Origin of the sequence: Methanoculleus sp. 10, assembly GCF_913757945.1 — an archaeon.
GTDB lineage: Archaea > Halobacteriota > Methanomicrobia > Methanomicrobiales > Methanoculleaceae > Methanoculleus.
In genome coordinates this window covers 210,247-233,738 of the sequence record NZ_CAJYDP010000004.1, presented here as the reverse complement: position 1 = coordinate 233,738, position 23,492 = coordinate 210,247, and the positions used below count along the sequence as shown (strand labels likewise).

General features: G+C 63.3%; 25 protein-coding genes. 12 read left to right on the top strand and 13 right to left on the bottom strand.

Annotated features, from left to right (window positions below):
• Window positions 1–732, bottom strand: coding sequence for an ABC transporter ATP-binding protein (locus tag QZ408_RS06455; protein ID WP_292490409.1), 732 nt, complete (start codon window positions 730–732; stop codon window positions 1–3).
• A gap of 235 nt (window positions 733–967) precedes the next feature.
• Here QZ408_RS06455 and QZ408_RS06450 point away from each other — a divergent pair, with 235 nt between their 5' ends.
• Window positions 968–1,123, top strand: a complete 156-nt coding sequence (locus QZ408_RS06450) for a hypothetical protein (RefSeq protein WP_292490408.1) — start codon at window positions 968–970, stop codon at window positions 1,121–1,123.
• 262 nt (window positions 1,124–1,385) lie between these two features.
• Here QZ408_RS06450 and QZ408_RS06445 read toward each other — a convergent pair whose 3' ends face one another.
• The gene (locus QZ408_RS06445) at window positions 1,386–2,498 is read right to left on the bottom strand and encodes a hypothetical protein (protein WP_292490407.1); all 1,113 of its coding nucleotides are present in this window, start codon (window positions 2,496–2,498) and stop codon (window positions 1,386–1,388) included.
• 4 nt (window positions 2,499–2,502) lie between these two features.
• The gene (locus QZ408_RS06440) at window positions 2,503–3,270 is read right to left on the bottom strand and encodes a TIGR01458 family HAD-type hydrolase (RefSeq protein WP_292490405.1); all 768 of its coding nucleotides are present in this window, start codon (window positions 3,268–3,270) and stop codon (window positions 2,503–2,505) included.
• A gap of 118 nt (window positions 3,271–3,388) precedes the next feature.
• Between QZ408_RS06440 and QZ408_RS06435 the strand changes: the two genes are divergently transcribed.
• The 4 genes from QZ408_RS06435 to QZ408_RS06420 all read left to right on the top strand — a co-directional run bounded on the left by QZ408_RS06435 (window position 3,389) and on the right by QZ408_RS06420 (window position 6,216).
• The gene (locus tag QZ408_RS06435; RefSeq protein WP_292490404.1) at window positions 3,389–3,892 is read left to right on the top strand and encodes a hypothetical protein; all 504 of its coding nucleotides are present in this window, start codon (window positions 3,389–3,391) and stop codon (window positions 3,890–3,892) included.
• 29 nt (window positions 3,893–3,921) lie between these two features.
• Window positions 3,922–5,013 carry a ribonuclease H-like domain-containing protein gene (locus tag QZ408_RS06430; protein ID WP_292490403.1) on the top strand — a complete coding sequence of 364 codons (1,092 nt, stop codon included), beginning with the start codon at window positions 3,922–3,924 and terminating at the stop codon, window positions 5,011–5,013.
• A 136-nt stretch (window positions 5,014–5,149) separates the two neighbouring features.
• Window positions 5,150–5,686 (top strand): archaemetzincin family Zn-dependent metalloprotease, encoded by a 537-nt coding sequence (locus tag QZ408_RS06425; protein WP_292490402.1) that lies wholly within the window; start codon window positions 5,150–5,152, stop codon window positions 5,684–5,686.
• Complete coding sequence (locus QZ408_RS06420) at window positions 5,683–6,216, top strand: nucleoside-triphosphatase (protein ID WP_292490401.1); 534 nt, start codon at window positions 5,683–5,685, stop codon at window positions 6,214–6,216. The genes QZ408_RS06425 and QZ408_RS06420 overlap by 4 nt, the downstream gene beginning before the upstream one ends.
• Before the next feature lie 579 nt (window positions 6,217–6,795).
• On the opposite strand, the gene QZ408_RS06415 is transcribed toward QZ408_RS06420, so the two are convergent.
• On the bottom strand, window positions 6,796–7,002 hold the full coding sequence (locus QZ408_RS06415) for a helix-turn-helix transcriptional regulator (RefSeq protein WP_292490400.1): 207 nt from the start codon (window positions 7,000–7,002) through the stop codon (window positions 6,796–6,798).
• A 49-nt stretch (window positions 7,003–7,051) separates the two neighbouring features.
• Window positions 7,052–7,438: a hypothetical protein gene (locus QZ408_RS06410; protein ID WP_292490399.1), complete on the bottom strand. Its 387-nt coding sequence runs from the start codon at window positions 7,436–7,438 to the stop codon at window positions 7,052–7,054.
• A 202-nt stretch (window positions 7,439–7,640) separates the two neighbouring features.
• On the opposite strand from QZ408_RS06410, the gene QZ408_RS06405 reads away from it, so the two are divergent.
• From QZ408_RS06405 to QZ408_RS06395, 3 genes are all read left to right on the top strand, one after another.
• Window positions 7,641–7,913, top strand: coding sequence for a DUF3800 domain-containing protein (locus tag QZ408_RS06405; protein ID WP_292490398.1), 273 nt, complete (start codon window positions 7,641–7,643; stop codon window positions 7,911–7,913).
• Window positions 7,914–7,946: 33 nt separating this feature from the next.
• Window positions 7,947–8,393, top strand: a complete 447-nt coding sequence (locus tag QZ408_RS06400) for a DUF3800 domain-containing protein (RefSeq protein WP_365995706.1) — start codon at window positions 7,947–7,949, stop codon at window positions 8,391–8,393.
• 571 nt (window positions 8,394–8,964) lie between these two features.
• Entirely contained in the window at window positions 8,965–11,223 is a 2,259-nt protein-coding gene (locus QZ408_RS06395) for a bifunctional alpha,alpha-trehalose-phosphate synthase (UDP-forming)/trehalose-phosphatase (RefSeq protein WP_292490397.1), read from the top strand.
• On the opposite strand, the gene sepS is transcribed toward QZ408_RS06395, so the two are convergent.
• The 8 genes from sepS to QZ408_RS06355 all read right to left on the bottom strand — a co-directional run bounded on the left by sepS (window position 11,198) and on the right by QZ408_RS06355 (window position 18,905).
• Complete coding sequence (gene sepS, locus QZ408_RS06390) at window positions 11,198–12,793, bottom strand: O-phosphoserine--tRNA ligase (RefSeq protein ID WP_292490396.1); 1,596 nt, start codon at window positions 12,791–12,793, stop codon at window positions 11,198–11,200. The two genes, QZ408_RS06395 and sepS, sit on opposite strands and share 26 nt — an antisense overlap.
• A complete protein-coding gene (gene twy1 / locus QZ408_RS06385) occupies window positions 12,790–13,683 on the bottom strand; it encodes a 4-demethylwyosine synthase TYW1 (protein WP_292490394.1) in 894 nt (297 codons plus the stop codon). Before twy1 ends, sepS begins: the two co-directional genes overlap by 4 nt.
• The gene (gene argS, locus QZ408_RS06380) at window positions 13,664–15,328 is read right to left on the bottom strand and encodes an arginine--tRNA ligase (RefSeq protein WP_292490393.1); all 1,665 of its coding nucleotides are present in this window, start codon (window positions 15,326–15,328) and stop codon (window positions 13,664–13,666) included. The genes twy1 and argS overlap by 20 nt, the downstream gene beginning before the upstream one ends.
• Window positions 15,328–16,599, bottom strand: coding sequence for a peptide chain release factor aRF-1 (gene prf1 / locus QZ408_RS06375; RefSeq protein WP_292490392.1), 1,272 nt, complete (start codon window positions 16,597–16,599; stop codon window positions 15,328–15,330). Before prf1 ends, argS begins: the two co-directional genes overlap by 1 nt.
• Before the next feature lie 69 nt (window positions 16,600–16,668).
• Complete coding sequence (locus tag QZ408_RS06370) at window positions 16,669–17,229, bottom strand: NUDIX hydrolase (protein WP_292490391.1); 561 nt, start codon at window positions 17,227–17,229, stop codon at window positions 16,669–16,671.
• Window positions 17,230–17,231: 2 nt separating this feature from the next.
• Window positions 17,232–17,897 carry a 7-cyano-7-deazaguanine synthase QueC gene (queC, locus tag QZ408_RS06365; protein WP_292490494.1) on the bottom strand — a complete coding sequence of 222 codons (666 nt, stop codon included), beginning with the start codon at window positions 17,895–17,897 and terminating at the stop codon, window positions 17,232–17,234.
• Entirely contained in the window at window positions 17,897–18,505 is a 609-nt protein-coding gene (locus QZ408_RS06360; RefSeq protein WP_292490390.1) for a radical SAM protein, read from the bottom strand. Before QZ408_RS06360 ends, queC begins: the two co-directional genes overlap by 1 nt.
• Window positions 18,492–18,905 (bottom strand): 6-carboxytetrahydropterin synthase, encoded by a 414-nt coding sequence (locus tag QZ408_RS06355; protein ID WP_292490389.1) that lies wholly within the window; start codon window positions 18,903–18,905, stop codon window positions 18,492–18,494. The genes QZ408_RS06360 and QZ408_RS06355 overlap by 14 nt, the downstream gene beginning before the upstream one ends.
• Before the next feature lie 173 nt (window positions 18,906–19,078).
• Here QZ408_RS06355 and QZ408_RS06350 point away from each other — a divergent pair, with 173 nt between their 5' ends.
• From QZ408_RS06350 to QZ408_RS06335, 4 genes are all read left to right on the top strand, one after another.
• A complete protein-coding gene (locus QZ408_RS06350; protein WP_214077967.1) occupies window positions 19,079–19,507 on the top strand; it encodes a 30S ribosomal protein S12 in 429 nt (142 codons plus the stop codon).
• Between the two features lie 5 nt (window positions 19,508–19,512).
• The gene (locus tag QZ408_RS06345; protein WP_292490387.1) at window positions 19,513–20,112 is read left to right on the top strand and encodes a 30S ribosomal protein S7; all 600 of its coding nucleotides are present in this window, start codon (window positions 19,513–19,515) and stop codon (window positions 20,110–20,112) included.
• Window positions 20,113–20,139: 27 nt separating this feature from the next.
• A complete protein-coding gene (locus QZ408_RS06340; protein WP_292490386.1) occupies window positions 20,140–22,332 on the top strand; it encodes an elongation factor EF-2 in 2,193 nt (730 codons plus the stop codon).
• A 316-nt stretch (window positions 22,333–22,648) separates the two neighbouring features.
• A complete protein-coding gene (locus tag QZ408_RS06335) occupies window positions 22,649–23,419 on the top strand; it encodes an MBL fold metallo-hydrolase (protein WP_292490385.1) in 771 nt (256 codons plus the stop codon).
• Window positions 23,420–23,492: the final 73 nt, after the last annotated feature.

Sequence of the window (23,492 nt, the reverse complement as noted above, 5' to 3'; positions counted from 1 at the left end):
TTATATCTGTTTGCAACGCAGACACTCTCCGTATCCTTTCTCTTTGACTACGCGCAGGATCTCGCGGGGGTTTCCGTGACACCGTATCTGGCCGTCGATCATCACGTGGCCCTGGTCGGCCTCGAGATAATCGAGGATGTAACCGGTGTGGGTGATGATCAGGCCGCTCCGGCGCCGGTTGACGATATGGACGTCTTTCTCGAGCAGACCTGCGATCTCCTTGCCCATCAGGTTCATGTTCTCGAGGTCGACGCCGCTCTCCGGTTCATCCAGCATGATGAAATCGGGCTGCTGGACCTTCAGTTGCAGGACTTCACTCCGTTTTATCTCGCCGCCGGAGAACCCGACGTTGATGTCCCGGGCAAGGAAGTGCTCCATGTTGACCGACTGCGCGAGCGCCTCTATCGCGTCTTCCCCCATATGGGATGTGGCGGCAAGCAGTTTCCCGAGTTTCAGCCCGGATATTGCAGGCGGGTGCTGAAACATCATGCCGATCCCGAGGTGGGCCCGCTCGTGGATCGGCATGTTGGTGATATCCGTTCCCTTGAATATGATAGACCCGGCCGTGATCGCGTAGCCGCCGAACCCCATGACGGCTTTGAGCAGCGTGCTCTTCCCCGAGCCGTTCGGGCCCATCAGGACATGGGTCTCCCCCTGCCCGATGTGGAGGTTGATATCGTGGAGCACTTCGGTGCTATCCACGCTCACGTGCAAATCACTGATATCCAGCATACGGCACTCCGTTCCATGTATTTGTCAGGGGATACATTAACACTTGCCAACGGAACAATTGCCGTTTCAGCCGCTATGGGGGCAAATCCGGGAGATAAATGGTATTTTCGATAAACGTCCTCCGATGCCCCGGATTAATGCGGAATGGAGCCCAAAAATCCGGTTGTCATCCCCGACTTTCACTTTCACCCCGCACGGCCCATGGTTAAATAGCGACCTCACTCCTGTTCTTTGTATGGAAGGAACTGCGTTCACCACGTTTGCCTGCCTCGCCGAGCGGGCCGCCCGGTATCAGACCATTATCCGGCGGAGCCAGATGCGTAAAGCAGCGTATACCTGCATCGCTGCTCCGGCGAACCGCACTCCCCTTGAGGCAGAGGGCCACGCTTAAGCCATCCCGCGATCCAACGGCACCCCGGAGGACCAGACCGGGATGCCGCGGGAAGGCATACCGAACCGGGACGAGAAAAAGCGTATCCGGCGGGAGTGTTGCCGTGTTCTCAAACCGGGACGACGACGCTTGTTGCCCGCCGATCCGGCCGCCGCTTCATCGGCATCGAGATCTCCCCGAGGTACTTGCGAGACCGCTCTCTCCCGGTTCCGGGGAGAGGGGGCGGAGGCCCACTACATTGTCTGGAGGTAGCCTTCGTGCATCACTCCGCGAGATACGCCCGGGCGCGGAGGTACGACCCGGGCCGGTCGTGGGCGTGGGTGACGAGGTGGTTATGGACGTCTACGGCAGCCCTCGACTCCGCGAGCAGGGCGTTGTAGGACTGCGCCGCGTCGTTGTACTCCCGGGTTTTCCGGTTGTATTCCGGGACGAGGCGGCTGTACTCCTGGCTCTCCCCCGACCGGGAGAGGGCTTTCAACCGCGCACCGAAGGCTTCGAGGGACTCCCGCTCCGCCTCAAGTTCCCGTGCGCGCGCCGCAAGTTCGGGCGCAAGCACCCGAACCCGGGCGAGGGATGAGGAGAGGGCGCGTTCGATCGTCCGGACCTGGTCGCACCCCCCATAGAGGCGCGGCCCGTCGCCGGCCGGGATCACGAGCGGATCGGAGGAGAGGACCGTTCCGTTCGAGAGGGCCGCAGGCGGGATGCCCACGTAACTCGTGTTTGTGGTCTCGATGTAGGCGTAGGTGGTGTTTCGGTAGTGGCACCCGGCGCTCCGCACGCCAACCGCCATGTGCGCCTCGTCCCCGAAGTAGAAGAGCGCGACCCCGTAGCCTTCCCGTGCAAGGAGCCCGGCGAGGAGGAGGCTTTTGTCGTCGCAGTCGCCTTCCCCGTCCACATAGGTCTCGATGGGAAACTTCGGTTCGGTGATCGAGGCGTCGGTCCTGTAGGGGATGGACTGCACGAACGTGGCGATCAGTTCGAGGTACCGGTCGTCGTCGAGGTCTTGTTGGTCCCGGATCCCGCGGAGGGCCGCGAGCAGGTCCGCGTAGAAGGGCTCGAGGTGGGGTTCGCTCTCGAACGCCCGGTAGTAGATGGAGATCCACTCCTCTTCCGGGAGGTCTTTGTAGAGGTGGAGCCTCCGGTCCGCCTCTTTCGCCCCGGCATAGACCGCCGGATCGGGATCGATCCGGAGAGTCTCCTCCCCATCCTCGAAGGGGAAGGTGTAGACCGGGAGGTCGTTGAGGCTCGCCCCCTCGACCGGGACGATCGCCGGCGGGGCGGCCGGCGGGCCCGGGAGGATGCCCGCGCACCCGGCCCCGAGGGCCGCGGCGACGAGGACCAGGAGCAGGACCGGGAAGGGTCGTCTCCTCATCATGGTATCAGAGGTGATCGGGGAGGTCGGCAAGCGAGTCGATGACGAGGTCAGGCGTGATGCCCGACTGGCGAACCGCCTCTTCCCGGTACTTGCCGGTCCTGACCAGAATGCCCTTCATCCCGCAGGCCCGGGCGCCGCCGATATCGGTGACGATGTCGTCGCCGACCATCGCCGCCTCGCCCGGGGTTACCCCGGTCTCCCGGAGCGCACGGGTGAAGAACGCCGGAGAGGGTTTCCCGATCACCTCCGCCACTTTTCCGGTGGCGAACTCGAGCGCAGCCACGAAGGGGCCGGCTGAGAGCATCAACCCGTCCGGCCCCATCCAGTAACGGTCTTTCTCAAGCGCGACGAGGTCTGCGCCGGAGAGGAGGAGACGGAACGCCCGGTTCATGCGTTCGTAGGTGAGACCGTCGGCCGCGTCGGCGACCACGACCGCATCGGCATCCTGCTCTACCGCGAGGAGGCCGGCCTCCTCGAGGTCGGTCCGGGCATCGGGGGTGGTGAGGAGGAAGCACCGGGTCCGGCCTCCTTCCCGCAGGTGTGCCGCGGCCGCGACCGGGGCGGTGATGATCCACGCCTCCGGGATGGCGTAGCCGAGGTCCGCGAGAAGGCGGGCAACCGAACGGCGGGAGCGGCGGGTGGTGTTGGAGACGAACCGGTAGGGTATCCCCCGCCGGTCAAGTTCCCGGAGCGCCCGGTCCGCCCCAACGACCGGGCGATCGCCGACGTAGAGGACACCGTCGATATCGATCAGGACTGCTCCGATCATCATATCTCCGTGTTGGCCGCGGGGGTATTTATGCGCGCGCCGCCCCCGGGCGAACGTTCATGTGGGTTGCAGGTACAGCCACTTCCGACGTGGAAACCGTCACGAGGTGGAGGGAGAGCATATGGACGGATTCGAACGAATCCCGGTGGACGTGAGATGGAAACTGGCCGCCCGGGAGGTCTCCGCGCTACCGCTTGCCTGCCGGAGAGCCATCAGGGACGGCGCCGACGACCAGCTCTACAACGAGGTCGAGCGGGCCGTGTGGCGGGAGCAGGGCAGGGAAGCGGGCGTCATCGCCCGTGCTTTCGGGATGCCGATCCGGGATGCGCGGGAGGTTGCGGAGGCGTTTGCGGTGGCAACCCGGGTCTTCTTCGGGCCCGAGTACCGGTACGAGATCCGGGACTCCGGGCCGGACGAGGCGGTGCTGACCGTCCGGGAGTGCGCGATGGTGGCGAGGGCGAACGAACGGGGGGAGGACCCGCTCACCGCCTGCAACGCCTGCCACGCCTACGCGAACGCCGCCGTACCGGCCCTGAACCCGGATTACGTGCTGAAGTACCAGAACAGCATCTGTGCCGGCGACCGCACGTGCTCGATCACGGTGAGGCCGGCACGCCGGGAGTGATACGGCCCCCCGCTCACGTTCATCCTGCGGTGGATACCTTTGAATGCCGCGAGGGTCTAACCCTCTGCCGGGGCAGGATGAAGTATCCGTTCGATCAGGCAGGGAGAGGATGGCGGGCCCGGTCAGCCCGGGCCGGGGAGCGCGCCCCCTCTTTTAGGAGCATCTCATCCGGCTGCGATCGGGTCCGGCACCTCCGGGACGATCTTGTCGCCGGCTACCAGGGCCGGACCGTCGAGGACGTCTTCTGCGGCCGGGAAGTTGCGTGCCCCTCCGGGAGGTGCTACGTCCTCGAATCCCGGAGCCCCATCACGGACGATCTCGACGACCGCGACCCGAACCGGGCGGCGGCGGCTATCCTTGCGGACCTCACCCTGGTCCCCGGTATCGGCGAGGCGACCCAACAGAGGTTGCAAAGGCTGGGCTACCGGACAGTCGCCGATCTCGTGCGGCACCCCCTCTACCGCCGGGATGCCGCGCGGCTCCTTGACTCGGTGGCGGGGAGGGATACCCGCGGCCTCGTGGAGTGGATCGGGCGGCGGCACCGGCGTTCCGATCCGCTCCTCCTTGAGGCCAGCCGGTTCCATGCTCCGGAAACGCTCGTCTTCCTCGATATCGAGACGCTGGGGCTCTCCGCCCGGCCGATCGTCCTCATCGGGCTCGCGCGGGTGGAGGGTGGGGAGATCGCCGTCCGCCAGTACCTGCTCCGGTCCCTCGATGAAGAGGAGGCGGCGCTCACCGCCGCCCTTCCCGACCTGGAAGCGGAGGGTGCGGCCCTCGTCACCTTCAACGGCCGGGCGTTCGACCTCCCTTTCATCCGGGAGCGGCTCGCCTGCTACGGTATCCGGGCAGACCTTGCGGCGCCTCACTTCGACGCCCTCCTCTTCGCCCGGCGGCGCTGGAAGGGCCCGGTTCCCGCCTGCCGGCTCAGCACGCTCGAGACGGAGGTCCTCGGGGTCGAGCGCGAGGACGATCTCCCGGGCCGGATGGTGCCGGAGTTCTACAATCTCTACCGGCGGACTGGAAACCCCGGCCCCCTCGTCCCGGTGGTGGAGCACAACCGGCAGGATCTCATCTCGCTTGTCCGGCTCTTTGCGCTTCTGCGGGGGGATGGCGGCAGGTGACCTCGCCGGTCGGCCTGCAGCCATACTCATCCCCGGCGACCGTGCCGGGTGGTCCTCGTTCGCGGGGCCTGCTCCCGGAACTCAGGCCGAAACCATCAAATTCTTATCTGCTGTTACCCGGTACCGGGATATCGCCATGAGTATCATTCTCGTTCCCATCGGAAAGGTCGATCCGGTAGAGATGCAAGCGCTCCAGGCCTCCCTGGCGACGGCGTTCTCCGGGGATGTGGTGCCCAAAAAGAAGATCCCGCTTCCTGCAACCGCGCGGAACACCGCCCGCGACCAGTACGACGCGGAGGTGGTGCTCGAGTATCTCTCGCTCTCCGGGGAGATCGGCGGCTGTGACCGGGTGCTGGGAGTCACCGACGTCGACCTCTACCTCCCGGGCATGAACTTCGTCTTCGGCCTCGCGGGCCGGAGGAACGCCGTGATCTCTCTTTACCGCCTCCGGCAGTCGTTCTACGGCCTGCCGGAAGATGTCGGCGTCTTCCGGCGCCGGGCCACCGTGGAGGCGGTGCATGAACTGGGGCACACCTTCGGCCTTGCCCACTGCGATGACCCCCGGTGCGTCATGCGCTTCTCAAACACCATCTCCGAGACCGACGTAAAAGGGCCGGCGTTCTGCCCGGTCTGCCGTCCAAGGGTCCGCGCCGGGGAGGCCACGGGACGGTGACCGGGAACCTGCTCATCACCGGGCAGCCCGGTTCCGGGAAGACCACGCTCATACGCCGTCTCGCGGAGCGTTTTGCCGGTTGCTCGCCGGTCGGGTTCTACACCGCCGAGGTCAGGGAGGGGGGAGTGCGGGTGGGGTTTGACCTCGTGAGCCTTGCCGGGGACCGGCGGTCCTTCGCCCGCACTGGATATCCTGGTCACTGCCGTGTGGGCCGGTACGGGGTCGATATCGAGGGGTTTGAGGAGTTCCTCTCATCGGTTCCCTTCACTGCGCCAGGTGTCCGTCTCGTGATCGTCGACGAGATCGGGAAGATGGAGTGCTGCTCAGGGGTTTTTCACAGGGTTATACGGGAGGTGCTCGATGCCGCCGCTCCCTGTGTGGCGACGATCGCACAGCGGGGCGCCCCGGGGTTCGACCGGATCAGGACCCGGGCGGACGTCCGGGTCGTGAAGGTGACCCGGTCGAACCGTGACAGTCTCCTCCCTGAGGTTGAGAGGGAGGTGCGGCGCCTGGTGGGGGAAGCGGGGTAGGGTGGAAATGATCGGCGCAAATCCGGCGAGAAACCGAAGTAACCTTCCGGGACACTGCGCCCATCCCGAATATTCGGGAGATGGGGGGATTGTATATTTACCGCGTGATTAAAATGTATTTTTTACAAATGTGCTTATATTTCGGTTTTAAAGCGAATTTGAGGCAAAATTGTAAGAATATAAAAACGCAATGTTTTTAGCCTGCCGTTCCAACCTTAACGATTGCCCCCAATATATTTTTCCGACTCCTTCTCCTGAACCACTGCATTAAGCGTTCTATACACCCTTCCGCGAACTTCCGCATGAGCTCCGATCCCGGTCTCCACCGCGGGTTGACTTACGCGGATGTTTGCGAAGGTGGCGAAGGGGCGACACAGGGCTGAAGAATCCTCAGGCAGATGGAGCACTCTGCTCTGCCGCACCGTCATGGGCTGGATGCCTGCTGCCGCGCCTTCTCCCGCTCCCGCATTTCATGTGCCGGCCGCGTCACCGGTCCGCATCGCCTCCCCAACCCTGGTGGCGACGGCGCCACGGGTGGGGTTCTGCTCCCCGCTCCGCCATCCACCGGCTCCGGCGTGGTCACGCCAGGTTCTCGTCCTCGAAGGTGAAGACCTCTTCGATGGGAGTGCCGAGCACCCGGGCCACCTTGTAGGCGAGCTTTAAGGAGGGGTTGTACTTTCCCTGCTCGAGGAAGACGATCGTCTCCCGCCGGACGCCGACTTCTCGCGCCAGTTCCTCCTGGGTGAGCCCTGCCTTCGCCCGGAGTTCCCGGATCCGGGTCTTCACCCGACGTCCCCCTTCTGGAGCAGGTGCCATTCGGCCGCGCTCGCCGGTCTCACGCCACATCCCCCTGCCGGAAGAAGTACCACTGGAAGATGCGGGCAGAGAGCCCCATCAGCAGGATGGTAGAGAGAAGCACGGTTTCGACCGTGAGGGGGAAGACGCCGAGGTAGTCCACCCAGAAGAGGATCGCGAGGAAGACGAGGGTGAGGAGCCACGAGTAGGAGATGCCGTATGCCCCGATCTTCTGCGTCCGCTCATCGCTCTCCGGTTCGTCCTGGAACCTCCAATGCTGCATGACAACAACCGCGATGGTCACAAGACCGATCGTCACCAGAATTGAGGAGAGTGCCTCGATTCCGTCTATGAGGAACGGAAGGAGGATCCCTGCCGCCGCGAGAACCGCTCCCGCTGCAATCTTTATTGCGTATCGCGCCTTCATCGACCCACCTGTTAGATATATCTAACGTTGTGTTAGAAGTATATAACATTTTGTGCCGGTAGGGCGGAGCGCGCCCGTCCGGGCGAACAGGGTCGTGAAGGTGCCGTATACTCCAAGATGGGGGGGGCTTGCCAGGGTCCTCCCGAGAACGCGTGAGCTCTATCAGGCGGCGGCCTTGTCACAAATGCGAGTATCTATGTGGTTGGATGGCAAACCCACTGTTAGCATTGGTTATGATAGAAACGAACGACCCGGGGTGGAGAAAATATCGGATATAATACCCTCTCCTTCCGGAGTTAATATCTACATCGACGAGTCCGGGGATCTTGGGTTTACAGGGGAGAGTTCACCCTACTTTGTCATCGGAGCCATCATCGTAAGAGGGCCAGAAAGGGTCCAACGAATAAAGACCTGCATGAGCAGGGTCAAGAAGAAACTTCCAAAAAAGTATAAAAACATCCCTGAACTGAAGTAGCACAACACCGACGACACATATCGTAGACGCGTTCTGGAGTGCATCTCCAAAACAAACGTCGATATCGCGTATCTACTGCTGAGAAAAGGGCAGGTTTATCATTACCTCAGAGATCGGCACCAGATATTGTACAACTATCTCACCGGGTCTCTCGTCTCGACAATAATAACAAATTACGGATTCTCATCAGATGTTAATGTGATTATAGACAAGTCGCTGGACGGCGTAGTCAGAGAAGAGTTTGACAGATATCTTGTTTTCCGTTCGCTTGAGAACGGCCCGTCCCGCCAATCAGCAATGTGCCGACTGGAGATTAAGCATGCCGACTCAAAACAGAACCTCTGCGTTCAGGCGGCTGACTTCATTGCCGGAACCCTGCATCGCCATTTCAGGGACTACCTGCCCAATGAGGATCACTACTCTGTGATTGAAAAAAACATCACGATCGGGCTGGATTTCTTCAATAGGCGCCAGAAATAGATTTGTGATCCCTTCCCTACTTTGTCCCACCCGCCTCAAGGCGGCCTCATCCTTTTCAGGAAGGATTTACTCACAGCATATGGGTGTATGTCGTGGGATATATAGGTTACGATACCCCGTGTGCGGTGCACCCGGCCTCAAGGGTCGCCTGCCCGGAGCCCCTTCGGCAGGCTCCCGCTGAGCAGATCTCTTTTGAGTGATCGAAGGGTTAGATGCCGATCTCAACATTGGTGCCGAGGTCCTCCCGAGAACGCGTGAGCGCTGCCGGCCGGCGGCCCGGTTTGAGGGGTTCGAGGCAGTCTCGCAGGCCATAATCATCGTTCACTCTCCCACCCCGGCCCACCAGAACCCGGTGTTCCTCCCCCAACCACCACCGCAGATACCCTGACAGGATCGCCCCGAAGGGCTATGCGCGGGATCTCCGGCGCCCGCATACCAGGGGCAGACCAGGAACGAGGCCTGCCTGCCGAAACTACGATATCCATATTTTTTCGAGATTTCGCCAAAACCTTAATTTTGGTTGAGATTCTTTGGGTGGTGATCAGCCTCGGATTGTGAACAGGGTCAAACCATGAACAGGTTACTGATAGTCTCAAACAGGCTGCCGATCAGCGTCACCCGGAAGAACGGCGACTTCCGCCTGCAGCGGAGTGTCGGCGGTCTTGCCACTGGAGTCGGCTCTTTTTACAAGTCTTACGAGAGCCTCTGGATCGGTTGGCCTGGCATGAACGTTCAGAGGAAGCAGGATGAGGAGAAAGATCGGATCGTCGATACGCTCAAGAGAGAGCGGTGTCACCCGGTCTTCCTCTCTCCGTACGACATCAAGCACTACTATGACGGGTTCTGCAACAACACCCTCTGGCCGCTCTTCCACTACTTCAATCTCTTCGCAGACTACGACCCGAAGACGTGGACCGTCTACCAGAGAGTGAACGAGAAGTTCTGCGACGCCGTGATGGAAGTCGCGCGGCCCGATGACGTCATCTGGGTCCACGACTACCACCTGATGCTCCTGCCGCAGATGCTCCGGGAGCGCCTGCCCGATGCAGAGATCGGCTACTTCCACCACATCCCCTTCCCGTCGTTTGAGGTGTTCCGGGGCCTGCCCTGGAGGCGGGAGATCCTCGCCGGCCTGCTCGGGGCGGACCTCATCGGGTTTCACACCTACGGCTACGTCCGCCACTTCCTCTCCAGCGTCCGGCGGATCCTCGGGCACGAACACTCCTTCGGGGAGGTCAGGACCGGCACCCGGGTGGTGCGAACCGATCTCTTCCCGATGGGCATCGATTACCACCGGTTCGCCGACTCCGCGGGCAGCACCCCGGTCCAGAAGGAGATCGCAGGGATCCGGCATAAGTACGGGAGGCGCAAGATCATCCTCTCGTTCGACCGCCTTGACTACACGAAGGGGATCCCGCTCCGGCTCGAGGCCTTCGACACACTCCTTGAAAAGAAACCGGAGTACCAGGGGAAGGTCTCTCTCGTCCTCGTCGCCGTCCCGTCCCGGGCCAGCGTCGGCCGCTACCAGGCGCTGAAGAAACGGATCGACGAACTCGTCGGCCGGATCAACGGGAAGTATGGAACGACCGACTGGGTCCCGGTCCGCTACTTCTACAACTTCCTCCCGTTCGAGACGCTGGTGGCGTTCTACAGTGCCGCTGACGTCGCTCTGGTGACGCCGCTCCGGGACGGGATGAACCTGATGGCCAAAGAGTACGTCGCCACCCGGACCGACGGCACCGGGGTGCTCATCCTCTCCGAGATGGCGGGGGCGGCCGAAGAACTCGGCGAAGCGATCATCGTCAACCCAAACGACCAGGACGCGGTGATCGAGGCGATCGAGGCGGCGCTTGCTATGCCGGAGAAGGAACAGGTCGAGCGGAACCGGACCATGCAGAGGCGGCTGATGCGCTACGACATCGAGCGCTGGGTCGGCGATTTCCTCACCCGCCTCGGCGACGCCCGGGCGATCCGGGTCGAACGCTCCGAACAGATCGTCACCCCGGCCATCAGGGACCGGCTGGTCGCGGACTACACCGCCGCCGCTGATCGGCTCCTCCTCCTCGACTACGACGGCACCCTGGTGCCCTTCGCCGCAAAACCGCAGAAGGCGGTGCCCGGCGACGCCACGAGAGAGGTGCTCGAGGCCCTCTCCCGTGTGCCGGGAAACGAGGTGGTGGTGATCAGCGGCAGGGACCGGTACACGCTGGACGCCTGGTTCCGGGGGATGGAGATCGGGCTCATCGCTGAACACGGCGTCTGGACAAAAGAGCGTTCCGGGGAGTGGCGGATGCACGAAGGGCTCTCCAGCGACTGGAAGGGGGAGATCTACCCGCTCCTCGAACTCTACACGGATCGCACGCCCGGCGCGTTCATCGAGGAGAAGGATTACTCTCTCGTCTGGCACTACCGGAGGACCGAACCGATCCTCGGCGCACAGCGGGCAAAGGATCTCAAAGATGACCTCCTGCACCTGACGTCGAACCTCAACGTCGGCGTCATGGAGGGGAACAAGGTCATCGAGATCAAGAACACCGTCGTCGACAAGGGAAGAGCGGCGTTGAACTGGCTCTCCCGGCACGCCTGGGACTTCATCCTCGCCATCGGGGACGACAGGACCGACGAGGATCTCTTTGCGGTGGTGCCGCCCGACGCGTACTCGATCAAGGTCGGGCTCGCCCCGAGCAAGGCCCACTTCAACCTGGTCGCCCAGCGGGACGTTCTGCCCCTGCTCCGGAGGTGCATCGAGTCCGGCAGGGAGGGGGTGACCGGGAAAAAAGAGAAACCGGGGCGGGAAGAAGGTCTTATCGGGTCGATTGCTCCGGTATGACGGATCTCACCGTCAGGAAGACCGGGCCCCGGAGGTCCACCTTCTTGTTGTGGTCGGTGATGTACCGCATCGCATACTCCTCGATGCGGAGGTTGATATCTGAGGGCAGTTTTGCCATCTTCACCTGGACGCGGGTCTCCTCTCCGCACCGCGCCGCCTCCTCGATCCGGGCGGCGGCGAGGCTTGCTACGGCATCAAGGTAGGTGATGCCGGTGGACACCCCGTCCCGCCGGACCTGTGCCCACTTCTCGATATCGGGGACCCCGAGCACCGAGCCGTTGTGGACGAAGATCTCGTTTGCGCACGCCGGTCCGCAGAGTTTCGTGTTGGACTCGGGCTCCTCGACGATCACCTCCACCTGCCTTCCCGCGATCTCGCCGGTCCATGCGGTGAATGCGCACGGGCCCGGGGCGGCGGCGTGCTCGGCGGCTGTATCACGGATCGCCTCCGCCATCCGCTTCCCGGTCGTCGACGCCGGCTCCATGCGGAGATGAATGGCACCCGCGATATCGCGGTCGGAGAGGGGTTGCGGGTAGAACTGCGGGTGGGTGAGCTCGCGGATGTCGTTAGACTGGTAGGCGATCATTGCGAGCCGCTCCACCCCGAGACCGAGGTTCATCACCGGCACCCCGATCCCGTACTCCGCGAGCGCCGAGGGCGAGTAGATGCCGAAGGTGGCGACCTCGACCCAGCCGAGGACCGGGTGGCGGGCGTAGACCTCGGTCTGGGTCCCGGGCATGTAGTACTTCGACCGTTTCTCGTCGGGCTGGAACCGGAACTCAGTGAACCCGAACGCCGAGAGGAGGGCTTCGCTGATGGCTTTGCCCTCTTCGAGGGTGACGTCCTCCCCCGCGACGACGCAGGAGGCCGAGTGGTAGGCCATCAGGCGGGTGGGCCCCTCCTCCTGTTCCCGCCGGAAACAGCGGTCCACCGAGAAGAGCCGGATGGGGAGGTGGCGTCTCTCCCAGAGGGCCGAGAGCGTCAGGAACCAGCCGCTCGTCATGTGGCTCCGGAGGGTGTTGCGCGACGACTCGGGGGCGAGCGCCCGGAACTCGGGGAAGACCGCGTCAAGGATGTGCACCACGGCGGCGTCGTCGGCCTCGAGGACGGTCGCGAGTTCGTGCGTCAGTTCGTCGCCGTCGATCGTCCCCTTTTTGTAGCCGTGGAGGGTCTCGCGGAGTTTCTCCTCAGTCTCTGGCGATATCGCGCGGCCGAGGATCGCCTCGATCCCCTCCACCTGTTTTCTCGCTATCCCGACGTTCGGGCGGGGCAAGCCGCCGAGGTAGAAGACCCGGTCGAGGACGGCCATCGCCTCGGGCCCGAACTGCCGGTAGATATCCGATTCCTCGACGATCAGGGGGTTCATCGCCTCGTCAAACCCCATCGAGAGGTAGGTCTCGCGGAGCCGCTGCATGATCTCAAAGATCGGGTGCGGGGCCGCCCGGGTGTACTTCAGCCGGGGATACCGGTCTGAGATCCCCGGTGGGGTCAGCACCGACGGCCCTTCATGCCAGGCGTGTTCGAAATCCTCTCTCGCTCTCTTTTTGAACTCTTCCACATCGAATCTCATACGTTCCGCTCCAGGCAGACGACCCGGCTCGCCGGGCTCTCGTCCCTGATGGTATAATCGCAGTGTTGTGCAATCTTCTCGGCAAATGCCCGCACATCGCTGTGTTCAGGCATCTGGTCTCTCTGCAGTCGATTTCTACTGTATCCCAGATACATATAACCCTTTACTTCAACGAAACGGGCGCCGGAATCCTGGTAGAGCGCTGCATACCGTTCAGGCGCAAAGTCGTTGTAGCCGTGCACGACGGTGGTGCGGATTGCGGACCGGCGGCCGGCAAGTCCGGCAAGGCTCTCCTGCACCCGGTCCCAGTAATCCTCTCTCGGCCGGCAGAGGCCAAGGTAGGTCTCCCGGTCGGGAGCGTCCAGGGAGACGTAGACCTGGTAGGGCCGGCACCGCGAAAGGACGTCGGGCCGGGTGCCGTTCGAGACGAGGAACGTCGTGTACCCACCGGTGTTGAGGCCGTCGATCAGCTCCGGGAGACGCGAGTAACAGGTCGGCTCCCCCGAAAGGGATATCGCGACCATCGTGGGGCGGAGAGCCTCCGCGAACCGCTCCGGCGCGACGTAGGGCGAGACCTTGTAGCCCGAGAGCGCCTTCTTCTGGAGGCGCCGGAGATTCTCGATGATCGCGGGGGGAGGGCACTCTTCCTCCTCCACGACCTCGTGCTCGAACGACCGCCAGCAGAAGAGGCAGTGCTGGTTGCACCGGAGGGTCGGGGTCATCTGGACGCAGCGGTGGCTCTCGATGCCGTAGAACTGCGCCTTGTAGCACATCTCCCCGCCCCTGAGCGCCCGCTTGTTCCACATGCAGGGCTTGACGGCCGCTGACGAGGCGGGGCTGACGAACTGGTAGCCCTGCCTCCGGAGGGCCTTACATGCTTCTGAGTGCATCGATACCGAGGGTCACAAGGGATTCCTGCAGGGTGTTCCTGACCGCATCCACGAGCGCGAGCCGGCTGCTCCGGGTCTCGCCCTCGCTTTTGAGCACCGGGTCGTAGTGGTAGAAGGCGTTGAAGAGGTCGGCAAGCTCGCGGGCGTAGGCGGCGAGCAGGTGCGGGCGGAGTTCCGTCACGGTCTGCTCGATGACGACAGGGAACCGGGAGAGGTGCCGGGCGAGCGCGATCTCGTGCTCCGTCTCGTAATGATACGCCGGCTCGAACTCCCCCGCCTTCTCGAGGATGCTGCAGGCGCGGGCGTGGGCGTACTGGATGTAGGGGCCGCTCTGCCGCTCGAAGTTCAGCGCCTCCCGCCAGTCAAAGACCGTGCTCTTCTCGGGGGAGACCTTCACGATGTCGTAGCGGATGGCGGCGACGGCTACCGACCTCGCGATAGTCCGCCGCTCCTCTTCGGGGAGTTCCGGGCGGCGGACGGTCACCTCGTCGTATGCCTTCGCCGTCACCTCCTCGATCAGTTCGTCCGCCGAGACGAACTTGCCCGCCCGGGTGCTCATCGAGCCCTCGGGGAGGGAGACGAACTCAAAGTAGACAATCTCGGGCGGATGTTCGCCAAGGAGTTCGAGGGTGGCCCGGAGCTGGGCGCCGATCAGTTTGTGGTCCGCCCCGAGGACATCGATCATCCGGTCGAAGTTGCGCGCCTTCCAGGTGTGGTAGGCGAGGTCGCGCGTGCTGTAGACCGACGTGCCGTCGCTCCTCCGGAGGATGTACTTCTTCTCGAAACCCCGCTCCGAGAGGTCGACCCAGAGGGTCTCGTCCTCATGGGCCTGCGGCAGGTGCCGGACCCGCCCGATGATCCGGTCCACGTCGCCGATCCGGACAAAATCGCTCTCCCAGACGAACCGGTCGTGGTGGGCGTTCAGGGCGGCGAGGGTCGCCCGGATCCCTTTCGCACAGAGGGAGACGGCCGCCCGGAACTTCGCGACGGTCTCTGCATCGCCGCGCTCCACCTGCTGCATGAGGTGATCGATCTCTTCCGTGATCTCCGGGTTCTTCTGGAGTTCCCGGTTCGCCGCGACGTAGACCCGGGCGACGTAATGATCCTCCTTCTCGTCCTCCCCGCGGGCGAGGCCGAGGTGGTCGAACCCCCAGGAGACGATGGCGATCTGGCGGCCCATGTCGTTTAAGTAATACTGCGCCTCGAGCGGGTACCCGGCCTTCCGGAACGCCCGGACCAGGGTGTCCCCGATGACGGTGTTCCTGATATGGCCGACGTGGAGAGGGCCGTTCGGGTTCGCGCTCGTGTGCTCGAGCACCACCCGCTCGGTGCGGCGCTGGAGGTTCCCGTAGCCGGGCCCGGTTGCCGCCCTGACCGCCTCCGCGAGAAGCGAGGGCCCGAACCGGAAGTTGATGTAGGGGCCCGCCGCCTCGACCCGGATATCCCCGAGTCCGGGATCGGCCGAGAGCCTCTCCGCGATATCGGCGGCGATCTTCTGGGGCGCCCGTTTCTCAACTTTCGCAAGTTTAAACGCTACGGTCGAGGCGATGTCGGCGTGATCCCCCCCTATCGAGAGGAGGACGTCCTCTTCGCCTGTGCATGCCCGGAGCATGCGCTCAACCTGGTGGTACTTCTCCTGAAACATCAGTATCCGGTCCTGTAACGAAGTATTGCCGCGATCCCGCCGAACGCGTTGTAGAGCATCGAGCCTTCTTCGAAGTCGTCTGAGATGATCCGGACCGTCGCGCTGCTCTGGTCCGCAAGCGCGGTCAGCTCATCGATGATATCGACCTCTTCCTCGACGTAGAGGGATGCCCCGTCGTTTGGACAGGTGCCGAAGTCGAGATCCCTGATGTGTTTGCCCGGTTCGATGCTGATCGTCCTCTCCTCGGTGTAGTCGCCGTTCGGACAGGCGAGTTTCAGCCGGGCCCTCCGGAGCTTGTCGGAGAGGAGGAGGGTGTCGACGGCGCCGAGTTCCAGGTTCTTCCGGACGCTCTCCTCACCGTAGGCGGCCGGTCCGTCGTCCTTGACCAGTTCCTGGAGGAACCGGTTCATGACGTTCTTCTCCTTGATGATGTCGAGGCCCTTTAAGGCGTCCGACGCGTTCTCGACGAGCTCGGCAAGCCCGGACTCGTTTGTGTAGGCGACATCGAAGAGCCCGATGATCCGCTTCTGGAGCTCGTGGTGGAGGTAGCCGCCTGCCTCGAACTCCTCCTTGGTCGGGGTCGGGCCGCCGATCAGCACACCTTTGAACTTCTCGAAGAAGTCCTTCTCGGCAAGGAAGATATCACTTGCCCGGTCGCCGATCTTCTTGTAGAACTCGTTGATGGCGATCAGCCGCAGCCGCTGGAACCTGACGCTCGACTGGCCGCCCTTTCGCTGCTTGCCGGGGACCGTCGAGGTGACGCCGTGGACCGGCTCGATCCGGTTGCCCCGGAGAAAGCCGATGTAGGCCTCCCGCCGGTCGAGGACGATCAGGCCGTAGACCTCCTTCTCCCCGAGCATCTGCTGCAGGGGTTCGAGCTCGAACGAGGAGCTGCACCGGTACAGGTAGGTGTTGAGCGGCTCAGGCGGCTCGATGATCTCGCATTCAAGGTCGGTGCGGTCGCCACCGACGTTGATCGTGCCGCAGAAGACCGCCATGCCGTTCTCCGGCGGGCGCTTGTAGTACTTCAGGCGGGAGAGGATGGAGGATATGGCACTCTGGACGTTTGTCCGGGTCTGTTTGCTCTTGATGTTTGCGCACTGCCCGAACTCGTCACGGAGCTGGGCGGTCACGTCGTATATCTGCTTATCCGGAGGTATATAGAGTGTGATCAGCTCGGTGCCGCTTCCCTCCTTCTCGGCAAGCCTCTCAAGCATCTTTTTAAATTCGTAGCGCTTTCGCGCGGTATCCATCTCTTGCGTCTCTTCCATTGGACGTTCACCAGGCTCGCTGAATAGTATTCATTGGTCGAAGCTACTATGTGTTTCTCCGGAGAAGGCTTAAATCTGCGCACATTTGCCGTCCCCCTCCCGCGCCCGCTCCGGGCCGGGTGTCCCGCGCTCCGCCCGGAGCAGGCACCGGCAGATGAGGCAGATCGTCTTTGCGTCAACGATCCGTTCATCCGCGATCATCGCCGCGAGATCCTTGACGGGGATGCGGACGACCTCGATCACCTCATCCTCGTCCATACCGTAGTCCGAGCAGGGCGAGAGCCCCTCTGCGAGGTAAAGCCATATCCGCTCGTCGGTGTAGCCGGGGGAAGAGTAGATCCAGCCTTTCGGGACAAAGGTTTCCGCCTTCATCCCGGTTTCTTCGATCAGCTCCCGGCGGGCGGTCTCGTGCGGCTCCTCGCCCTCGTCGATGGTGCCTGCCGGTGCCTCAAAGATGTAGGCGTCGACGGCGTAGCGGTACTGCTGGATGAGGTAGCAGTCGTCTCCCTCGACGGGGAGGATCGCGACCGCCCCGCCGGGGTGGATGATCACCCGCTCCTTTCTCTCCCCATCCGGGAGGGTGATCTCCTTTCTCTCGACGGTGAGCCTTCCGGTGCGGTAGACTTCCATGGTCAGCCCTCGTACTCGATCGGGTCGGGCACCCCGAGCTCGCGGAACGCGGCTCTCCTGTAGTGGCACGAAGAGCAGATCCCGCACGCCCGGTCATTGTTCTGGTAGCAGGACCAGGTCTCCTCGTAAGGGACGCCGAGGCGAAGGCCCACGCGGAGGATATCCGCCTTCGTCATCCGGATAAAGGGCGTCATCAGGGTGATACGGGGGTCCGCCGCCGTGCCGAGATCGACCACCCGCTGGAACGCCTCGATGAACTCCGGCCGGCAGTCGGGGTACCCCGGGTAGTCGCCGGTCTGGACGCCGATGAAGATTGCTTCCGCTCGCCGGGCCTCCGCGAGGCTGGTCGCTATGGCGAGGAGGTTTGCGTTCCTGAACGGAACGTAGGTGTTCGGCACCCCCTTCTCCTCCCCGGTATACTCCTCGACCGCGATCGCGGTGTCCGTCAGGCTCGAGGCCCCGATCTTCTTGAAGTGCTCGAGGCTGATCTCGACAAAGTCGCGCGCGTCAAGCATCCGGGCGATGGTCCGGGCGCACGCCCGTTCCTTCTTCTCCGTCCGCTGGCCGTAGGTGAAGTGGAGCGCGATGATATCGTAACCCATGTCCTTTGCGACATAGGCGAGCGTGGCGGAGTCCATGCCGCCCGAGAGGAGGCAGACCGCTTTCATCATTTCATCCCCAGGATCTTGTGCAGTTGCAGTTGAAACCTCACCGGGAGGTTCTCGTCGACGATGTAGTCCGCGATGGCGCGGTAGTCGGACCCCTCCACCGGCGTTATGAAGACCTCGCCCCGGATATCGTAACGGGCCATCACCGCCCGGGCGTAGAGGAAGTCGTCCTCGTCCGCCACCACGAACTTGACGCAGTCGCGGGGGGTGATGAAGGGGAGGAGCGATAGATCGCTCCTCTCCCCCGACGAGGGGCATTTGACGTCCATGCAGATGGAGGCGAAAGCCTGCATCTCCCGGAAGTCGCGGGTGCCGTTCGTCTCGATCTCGACCGTATATCCATGAAGGCTGAACTTCTTGAGGAGCTCGATGACCTCATCCCGCTGCAGGAGCGGCTCCCCGCCGGTGATGCAGATATGGTTCCCGTTCAGGAGCCAGACCCGGTCGAGGACCTCCGCAACGCTCATCCTCACCCCGCCTTCCCATGCGTAGGAGGTGTCGCACCAGGCGCACCGGAGGTTGCACCCGGCGAGCCGGATGAACGTGCAGGGCCGCCCCTGGTTTCTGCCCTCTCCCTGGAGGCTCCGGAAGATCTCACTGACGATCATACGTGCGCTCTGCGTAACAGGTCGTCGACTCCCAGACCCGGATCTTTGCCACGCGGGCATCAAGCCCCTGCCGTGCGGCTTCGGCATCGATCATCTCCGCGATGAGGCCGGCGAGGAGTTCGCTTGTGGGATCGCCGGGCGTGGTGACGACGGGATGGAACGCCTCGATGCACGCCGCCATGGGATCGCCGGCATTCAGGATCACCTGGTGGTCGAACCGCCCGACGACCTCTTTTACGCAGTTGTAGTCAAGGACGATCCCGGTGCGCTCATCCGCCGTCCCTTCGATCCAGACCTCGACCCGCCACTGGTGGCCGTGCAACCGGAAGCATTTCCCCCGATAGTGGATCAGGCGGTGGGTCGCCTCGAAAAAAACCTCTTTGTATATCCGGGTTGTCATCCATGAAGGTTGCCCGCCGGGATATAATATTATATCAGCTCCCGATCAAATAACTAAGGCGAAAGATCGGCGCGCGGATGGGTTCCACAATATATAAATCCGTAACGCGCGTTGCTTTATAGCACACCGGGAGTTGCTCCTATCTACAAATTCAACCGATACGAGGGTATTCAATGGGAAACGGTAAATTCGCAGCCCGAAAACTGAAGCGCGACGCTAAAAGAGACAGGTGGCATGATCCTGTCTACGCCCGGCGTCAGCTTGGACTTGATGTGAAATCTGACCCCCTTGAGGGAGCGCCGCAGGCACGCGGGATCGTTCTTGAGAAGGTGGGTGTCGAGGCAAAGCAGCCGAACTCTGCGATCCGTAAGTGCGTCCGCGTGCAACTGATCAAGAACGGCCGTCAGGTGACCGCATTCGCCGTCGGCGACGGCGCCATCAACTTCATCGACGAGCATGACGAGGTCGAGATCGAGGGTATCGGCGGCAGGCTGGGCAGGTCGATGGGTGATATCCCCGGCGTCCGGTTTGTCGTGACCAAGGTCAACAACGTCAGTCTCAGCGAAATGGTCATCGGGCGCAAGGAGAAGCCGCGGAGGTAAGTGGTATGGCAGAAGCAGAAGCAGTAGAGGCAGGGACCCAGGACCAGAAGCTCCTCTTCAACCGCTGGGACATGAGCGAGGTGGAGATCAAGGATCCGAGCCTTGCTCGCTACGTGAACCTGCACGCGATGATCGTGCCGCACTCCTGCGGCAAGCTCGCCGGCCAGCAGTTCAACAAGAGCAACATGCTGATCGTCGAGCGCCTGATCAACAAACTGATGCAGACCGAGCACAACACCGGCAAGAAGGAGCTCGCCATCCGCATCGTCCGGGACGCCTTCGAGATCGTCAACAAAAAGACCAAGAAGAACCCGGTCCAGGTGCTGGTGGACGCCGTCGAGAACACCGGCCCCCGCGAGGAGACCGTCCGGTTGAAGTACGGCGGTATCAACGTCCCGAAGTCGGTCGACACCGCACCCCAGCGCCGTGTCGATATCGCTCTCCGGTTCATCACCGACGGCGTCCAGCAGGCGAGCCACAAGAAGAAGAAGACCGTGAGCGAGGCGCTCGCCGAGGAACTGATCGCAGCCGCGAACGGCGACACCCGCTCTTACGCCGTCTCGAAGAAAGAAGAGAGAGAACGTATTGCAAAGGCTGCCCGGTAATACTCCCTATTATTTTTTTGGTGTTCCATGACCAGACGAAAGAAGATGGTAGAGCGGGTTACGGACCTGATGGACAAGCCGGATCACATCCGGAACATCGGTATCGTCGCCCACATCGATCACGGAAAGACGACCCTTTCAGACAACCTGCTCGCGGGAGCGGGCATGATCAGCGAGGAGCTCGCCGGCAGGCAGCTCTTCATGGATTCTGACGAGGAAGAACAGGCACGCGGCATCACCATCGACGCGAGCAACGTCTCGATGGTCCACGAGTATGGCGGCGAGGAGTACCTGATCAATATGATCGATACCCCCGGCCACGTGGACTTCGGCGGCGACGTGACCCGAGCCATGCGTGCGGTGGACGGCGCCGTCGTCGTGGTGGACGCGGTCGAAGGCACCATGCCCCAGACGGAGACGGTGCTTCGCCAGGCGCTCAAGGAGGGTGTCCGCCCTGTTCTCTTCATCAACAAGGTGGACCGGCTGATCAACGAGCTGAAGGTGGACGAGCAGGAGATGCAGATCCGTCTCGCGCGGGTGATCGATAAGGTCAACAGGTTGATCAAGGGGATGAACGAGAAGATGTACGACGCGGGCTGGAAACTGGATGCCGCGAAGGGCACCGTCGCCTTCGGCTCCGCGCTCTACAACTGGGCGGTCTCCGTCCCCTACATGAAGAAGAGCGGGGTCTCGTTCAAAGACGTCTACGAGAAGTGCAACACCGGCGACATGAAGTGGCTGGCGAAGTCGAGCCCCCTGCACGCCGTGCTCCTCGACATGGTGGTCAAGCATCTCCCTAACCCCCTCCAGGCCCAGGAACGGCGTATCCACATCATCTGGCACGGGGACTACGCGAACCCCGAGGGCAAGGCAATGCTCAACTGCGACCCGAACGGCCCTGTCTGCATGATGGTCACCGACATCACCTTCGACCCCCACGCAGGCGAGGTCGCCACCGGTCGTCTCTTCTCGGGAACGCTCCGCCGGGGCACCGAGTGCTACATCATGGGTGCGGCGAAGCGCTCAAACCGCCTCGCGCAGGTCGGCATCTTCATGGGTGCCGAGCGGATCGAGGTGGACGAACTGGCCGCCGGCAACATCGCCGCCGTCACGGGCCTAAAGGACGCCATCGTCGGTTCGACCGTCACGACGCTCGTTGACATGGTTCCCTTCGAGTCGCTGAAGCACTACTCCGAGCCGGTCATGACCGTCGCCGTCGAGGCAAAGAACATGAAGGACCTCCCGAAGCTTGTCGAGGTCCTCCGCCAGGTTGCAAAGGAAGACCCGACGGTGCAGGTCTCGATCAACGAGGAGACCGGCGAGCACCTGATCAGCGGCATGGGCGAACTCCACCTCGAGATCATCACCGGCCGTATCAAGCGCGATAAGGGTGTCGATATCATCACCTCCCCGCCGATCGTCGTCTACCGCGAGACGATCACGGGCGGGGCGGGCCCGGTCGAAGGGAAGTCCCCGAACCGGCACAACCGGTTCTACCTTGAACTCGAGCCGATGGACCCGGAGGTCGTGAAGCTGATCCAGCAGGGCGACGTCTCGATGACCCAGCAGGCGGTGGAGCGGCGCGACGCCCTCGTCGCCGCCGGTATGGACAAGGACGAGGCCAAGAACGTCAAGGCGATCGAGGGCACCAACATGTTCATCGACATGACGAAGGGTATCCAGTACCTCAACGAGACGATGGAACTGGTCCTCGAAGGCTGGCGTGAGGCACTCCGCGGCGGCCCGCTCGCCGACGAGCTGGTCCAGAACCTGAAGATCCGGCTGGTGGACGTGAAACTCCACGAGGACGCCATCCACCGCGGTCCCGCCCAGGTCATCCCGGCGGTCAGAAGCGCCGTCAAGGCAGGCCTGCTGATGGGCGGCGACTCGCTCCTCGAGCCCATCCAGAAGATCCAGATCACGGTCCCGAGCGACCAGATGGGTGCGGCGACCTCGCAGATCCAGGGTCGGCGCGGCCAGGTCTTTGATATGTTGAGCGAAGGCGACACAATGACGGTCGTCGGCAGGGCACCGGTCGCCGAGCTCTTCGGGTTTGCCGGGGATGTCCGGTCGGCCACCGAAGGCCGCGCGATGTGGAGCACCGAGTTCGCCGGGTTCGAACTCGTCCCCTCCGGTATCGTGGACGACGTGGTCAAGAGCATCCGGCGGAGGAAGGGCTTAAAGGAACAGCTCCCCCGGCCGGAAGACTACCTGGCGTAACCGTCAATCGAATACCCTCCGTTCTTATTTTTTCTGCGGCAGGCGGGCCCGGCCGTCCGGGACAATCCGGTGATAAGCCTGCTGTTCTTCCCGAACGCGGCGCCCGGGTCCCTGGAGCAGTCTGTCTTCCTGCTCCACTCGCCCGGCCCGGCACCTCCGGCGGCTGCCCTCGCCCTGTTTCCCGGGGCGTGTGCGTGAGCCTGCCGGCAGAAGCGCCGCCTGTCCCCGGGCGACAGCCCGGCCATCCGCCCCCGCTCTTTTCCGTCCCGACCGAATCATTGATGTGGAGAGAGGGTATCTCACGGTGGGTGATGCCATGACGACCGCAGACCTGAGTGTGCAGGACCCCGCCGTGAGGGGGCAGGCTGTCCGGGCTCCGGCGCCGAGGATGGAGCGCACCGCCGCCCGCTGCCTGCCGGCGGTCATCCCCGTGCCGCTCGGCCTGACCACCGCGTTCATCGTCAGGGACCGGGGGGTCCTCCTCGTCGACGCCGGCAACCCCGGGGATGAGCCGGCCATTCTGGCCGCGATGAGACGTGCGGGTATCCGGCCCGACGAGGTTTCGCTGATCCTCGTCACCCACGGCCACCCGGGCCACTACGGGAGCGCCGACGCGCTCCGGGACCGGACCGGCGCACCGGTCGCCGTTCATGCGGCCGATGCCGGTGCCGTGCGCCGCGGGGTCGCCGGGCTGCTCTCCTCCGCCCGGATCGTCCCGCGCCTGATCGGGTTTGCGGCAGGGAGGGTGAGCGCCCCCCATCCCGGGGGCATCGAGCCCGACATCGTCATCGAGAGCGCCGCCGACCTTGCGGTCTTCGGGATCCGGGGTAGGGTCATCCCCACGCCGGGCCATACCCCGGGCTCGGTCTCGGTCCTCATCGCCGGGGGCACCGCCATCGTCGGCGACCTCCTCTCCGCCCTCCTCCCGGGCGGGAGGCCCCGTCTGCCCTTCCGGACCGGCGACCCCGCGGCGGCGCGGCGGAGCCTCCGGGCCCTCCTCGCCTTCGGGCCGGAACGGGTCTACGCGGCGCACGGGGGCCCGTGGTCGGGATCGGAGGTCTCGCGGCGGTTCGGGAACGGGTGGTGACGCCGGGGTCTACCGGAGGGCTTTTTTGGTCGACCATGATACCAGGGTATGGTTGACAGAAAGGGCCCCGCCC

Coding starts and splice junctions, on each gene's coding strand:
- QZ408_RS06445 (WP_292490407.1), bottom strand. CDS start 2,498: ATGATGAGGAGACGACCCTTCCCGGTCCTGCTCCTGGTCCTCGTCGCC.
- prf1 (WP_292490392.1), bottom strand. CDS start 16,599: ATGGAAGAGACGCAAGAGATGGATACCGCGCGAAAGCGCTACGAATTT.
- QZ408_RS06455 (WP_292490409.1), bottom strand. CDS start 732: ATGCTGGATATCAGTGATTTGCACGTGAGCGTGGATAGCACCGAAGTG.
- QZ408_RS06395 (WP_292490397.1), top strand. CDS start 8,965: ATGAACAGGTTACTGATAGTCTCAAACAGGCTGCCGATCAGCGTCACC.
- QZ408_RS06340 (WP_292490386.1), top strand. CDS start 20,140: ATGACCAGACGAAAGAAGATGGTAGAGCGGGTTACGGACCTGATGGAC.
- QZ408_RS06410 (WP_292490399.1), bottom strand. CDS start 7,438: ATGAAGGCGCGATACGCAATAAAGATTGCAGCGGGAGCGGTTCTCGCG.
- QZ408_RS06370 (WP_292490391.1), bottom strand. CDS start 17,229: ATGGAAGTCTACCGCACCGGAAGGCTCACCGTCGAGAGAAAGGAGATC.
- QZ408_RS06360 (WP_292490390.1), bottom strand. CDS start 18,505: ATGATCGTCAGTGAGATCTTCCGGAGCCTCCAGGGAGAGGGCAGAAAC.
- QZ408_RS06345 (WP_292490387.1), top strand. CDS start 19,513: ATGGCAGAAGCAGAAGCAGTAGAGGCAGGGACCCAGGACCAGAAGCTC.
- QZ408_RS06335 (WP_292490385.1), top strand. CDS start 22,649: ATGACGACCGCAGACCTGAGTGTGCAGGACCCCGCCGTGAGGGGGCAG.
- QZ408_RS06350 (WP_214077967.1), top strand. CDS start 19,079: ATGGGAAACGGTAAATTCGCAGCCCGAAAACTGAAGCGCGACGCTAAA.
- sepS (WP_292490396.1), bottom strand. CDS start 12,793: ATGAGATTCGATGTGGAAGAGTTCAAAAAGAGAGCGAGAGAGGATTTC.
- QZ408_RS06355 (WP_292490389.1), bottom strand. CDS start 18,905: ATGACAACCCGGATATACAAAGAGGTTTTTTTCGAGGCGACCCACCGC.
- QZ408_RS06450 (WP_292490408.1), top strand. CDS start 968: ATGGAAGGAACTGCGTTCACCACGTTTGCCTGCCTCGCCGAGCGGGCC.
- QZ408_RS06425 (WP_292490402.1), top strand. CDS start 5,150: ATGAGTATCATTCTCGTTCCCATCGGAAAGGTCGATCCGGTAGAGATG.
- twy1 (WP_292490394.1), bottom strand. CDS start 13,683: ATGCACTCAGAAGCATGTAAGGCCCTCCGGAGGCAGGGCTACCAGTTC.
- argS (WP_292490393.1), bottom strand. CDS start 15,328: ATGTTTCAGGAGAAGTACCACCAGGTTGAGCGCATGCTCCGGGCATGC.
- queC (WP_292490494.1), bottom strand. CDS start 17,897: ATGAAAGCGGTCTGCCTCCTCTCGGGCGGCATGGACTCCGCCACGCTC.
- QZ408_RS06435 (WP_292490404.1), top strand. CDS start 3,389: ATGGACGGATTCGAACGAATCCCGGTGGACGTGAGATGGAAACTGGCC.
- QZ408_RS06440 (WP_292490405.1), bottom strand. CDS start 3,270: ATGATGATCGGAGCAGTCCTGATCGATATCGACGGTGTCCTCTACGTC.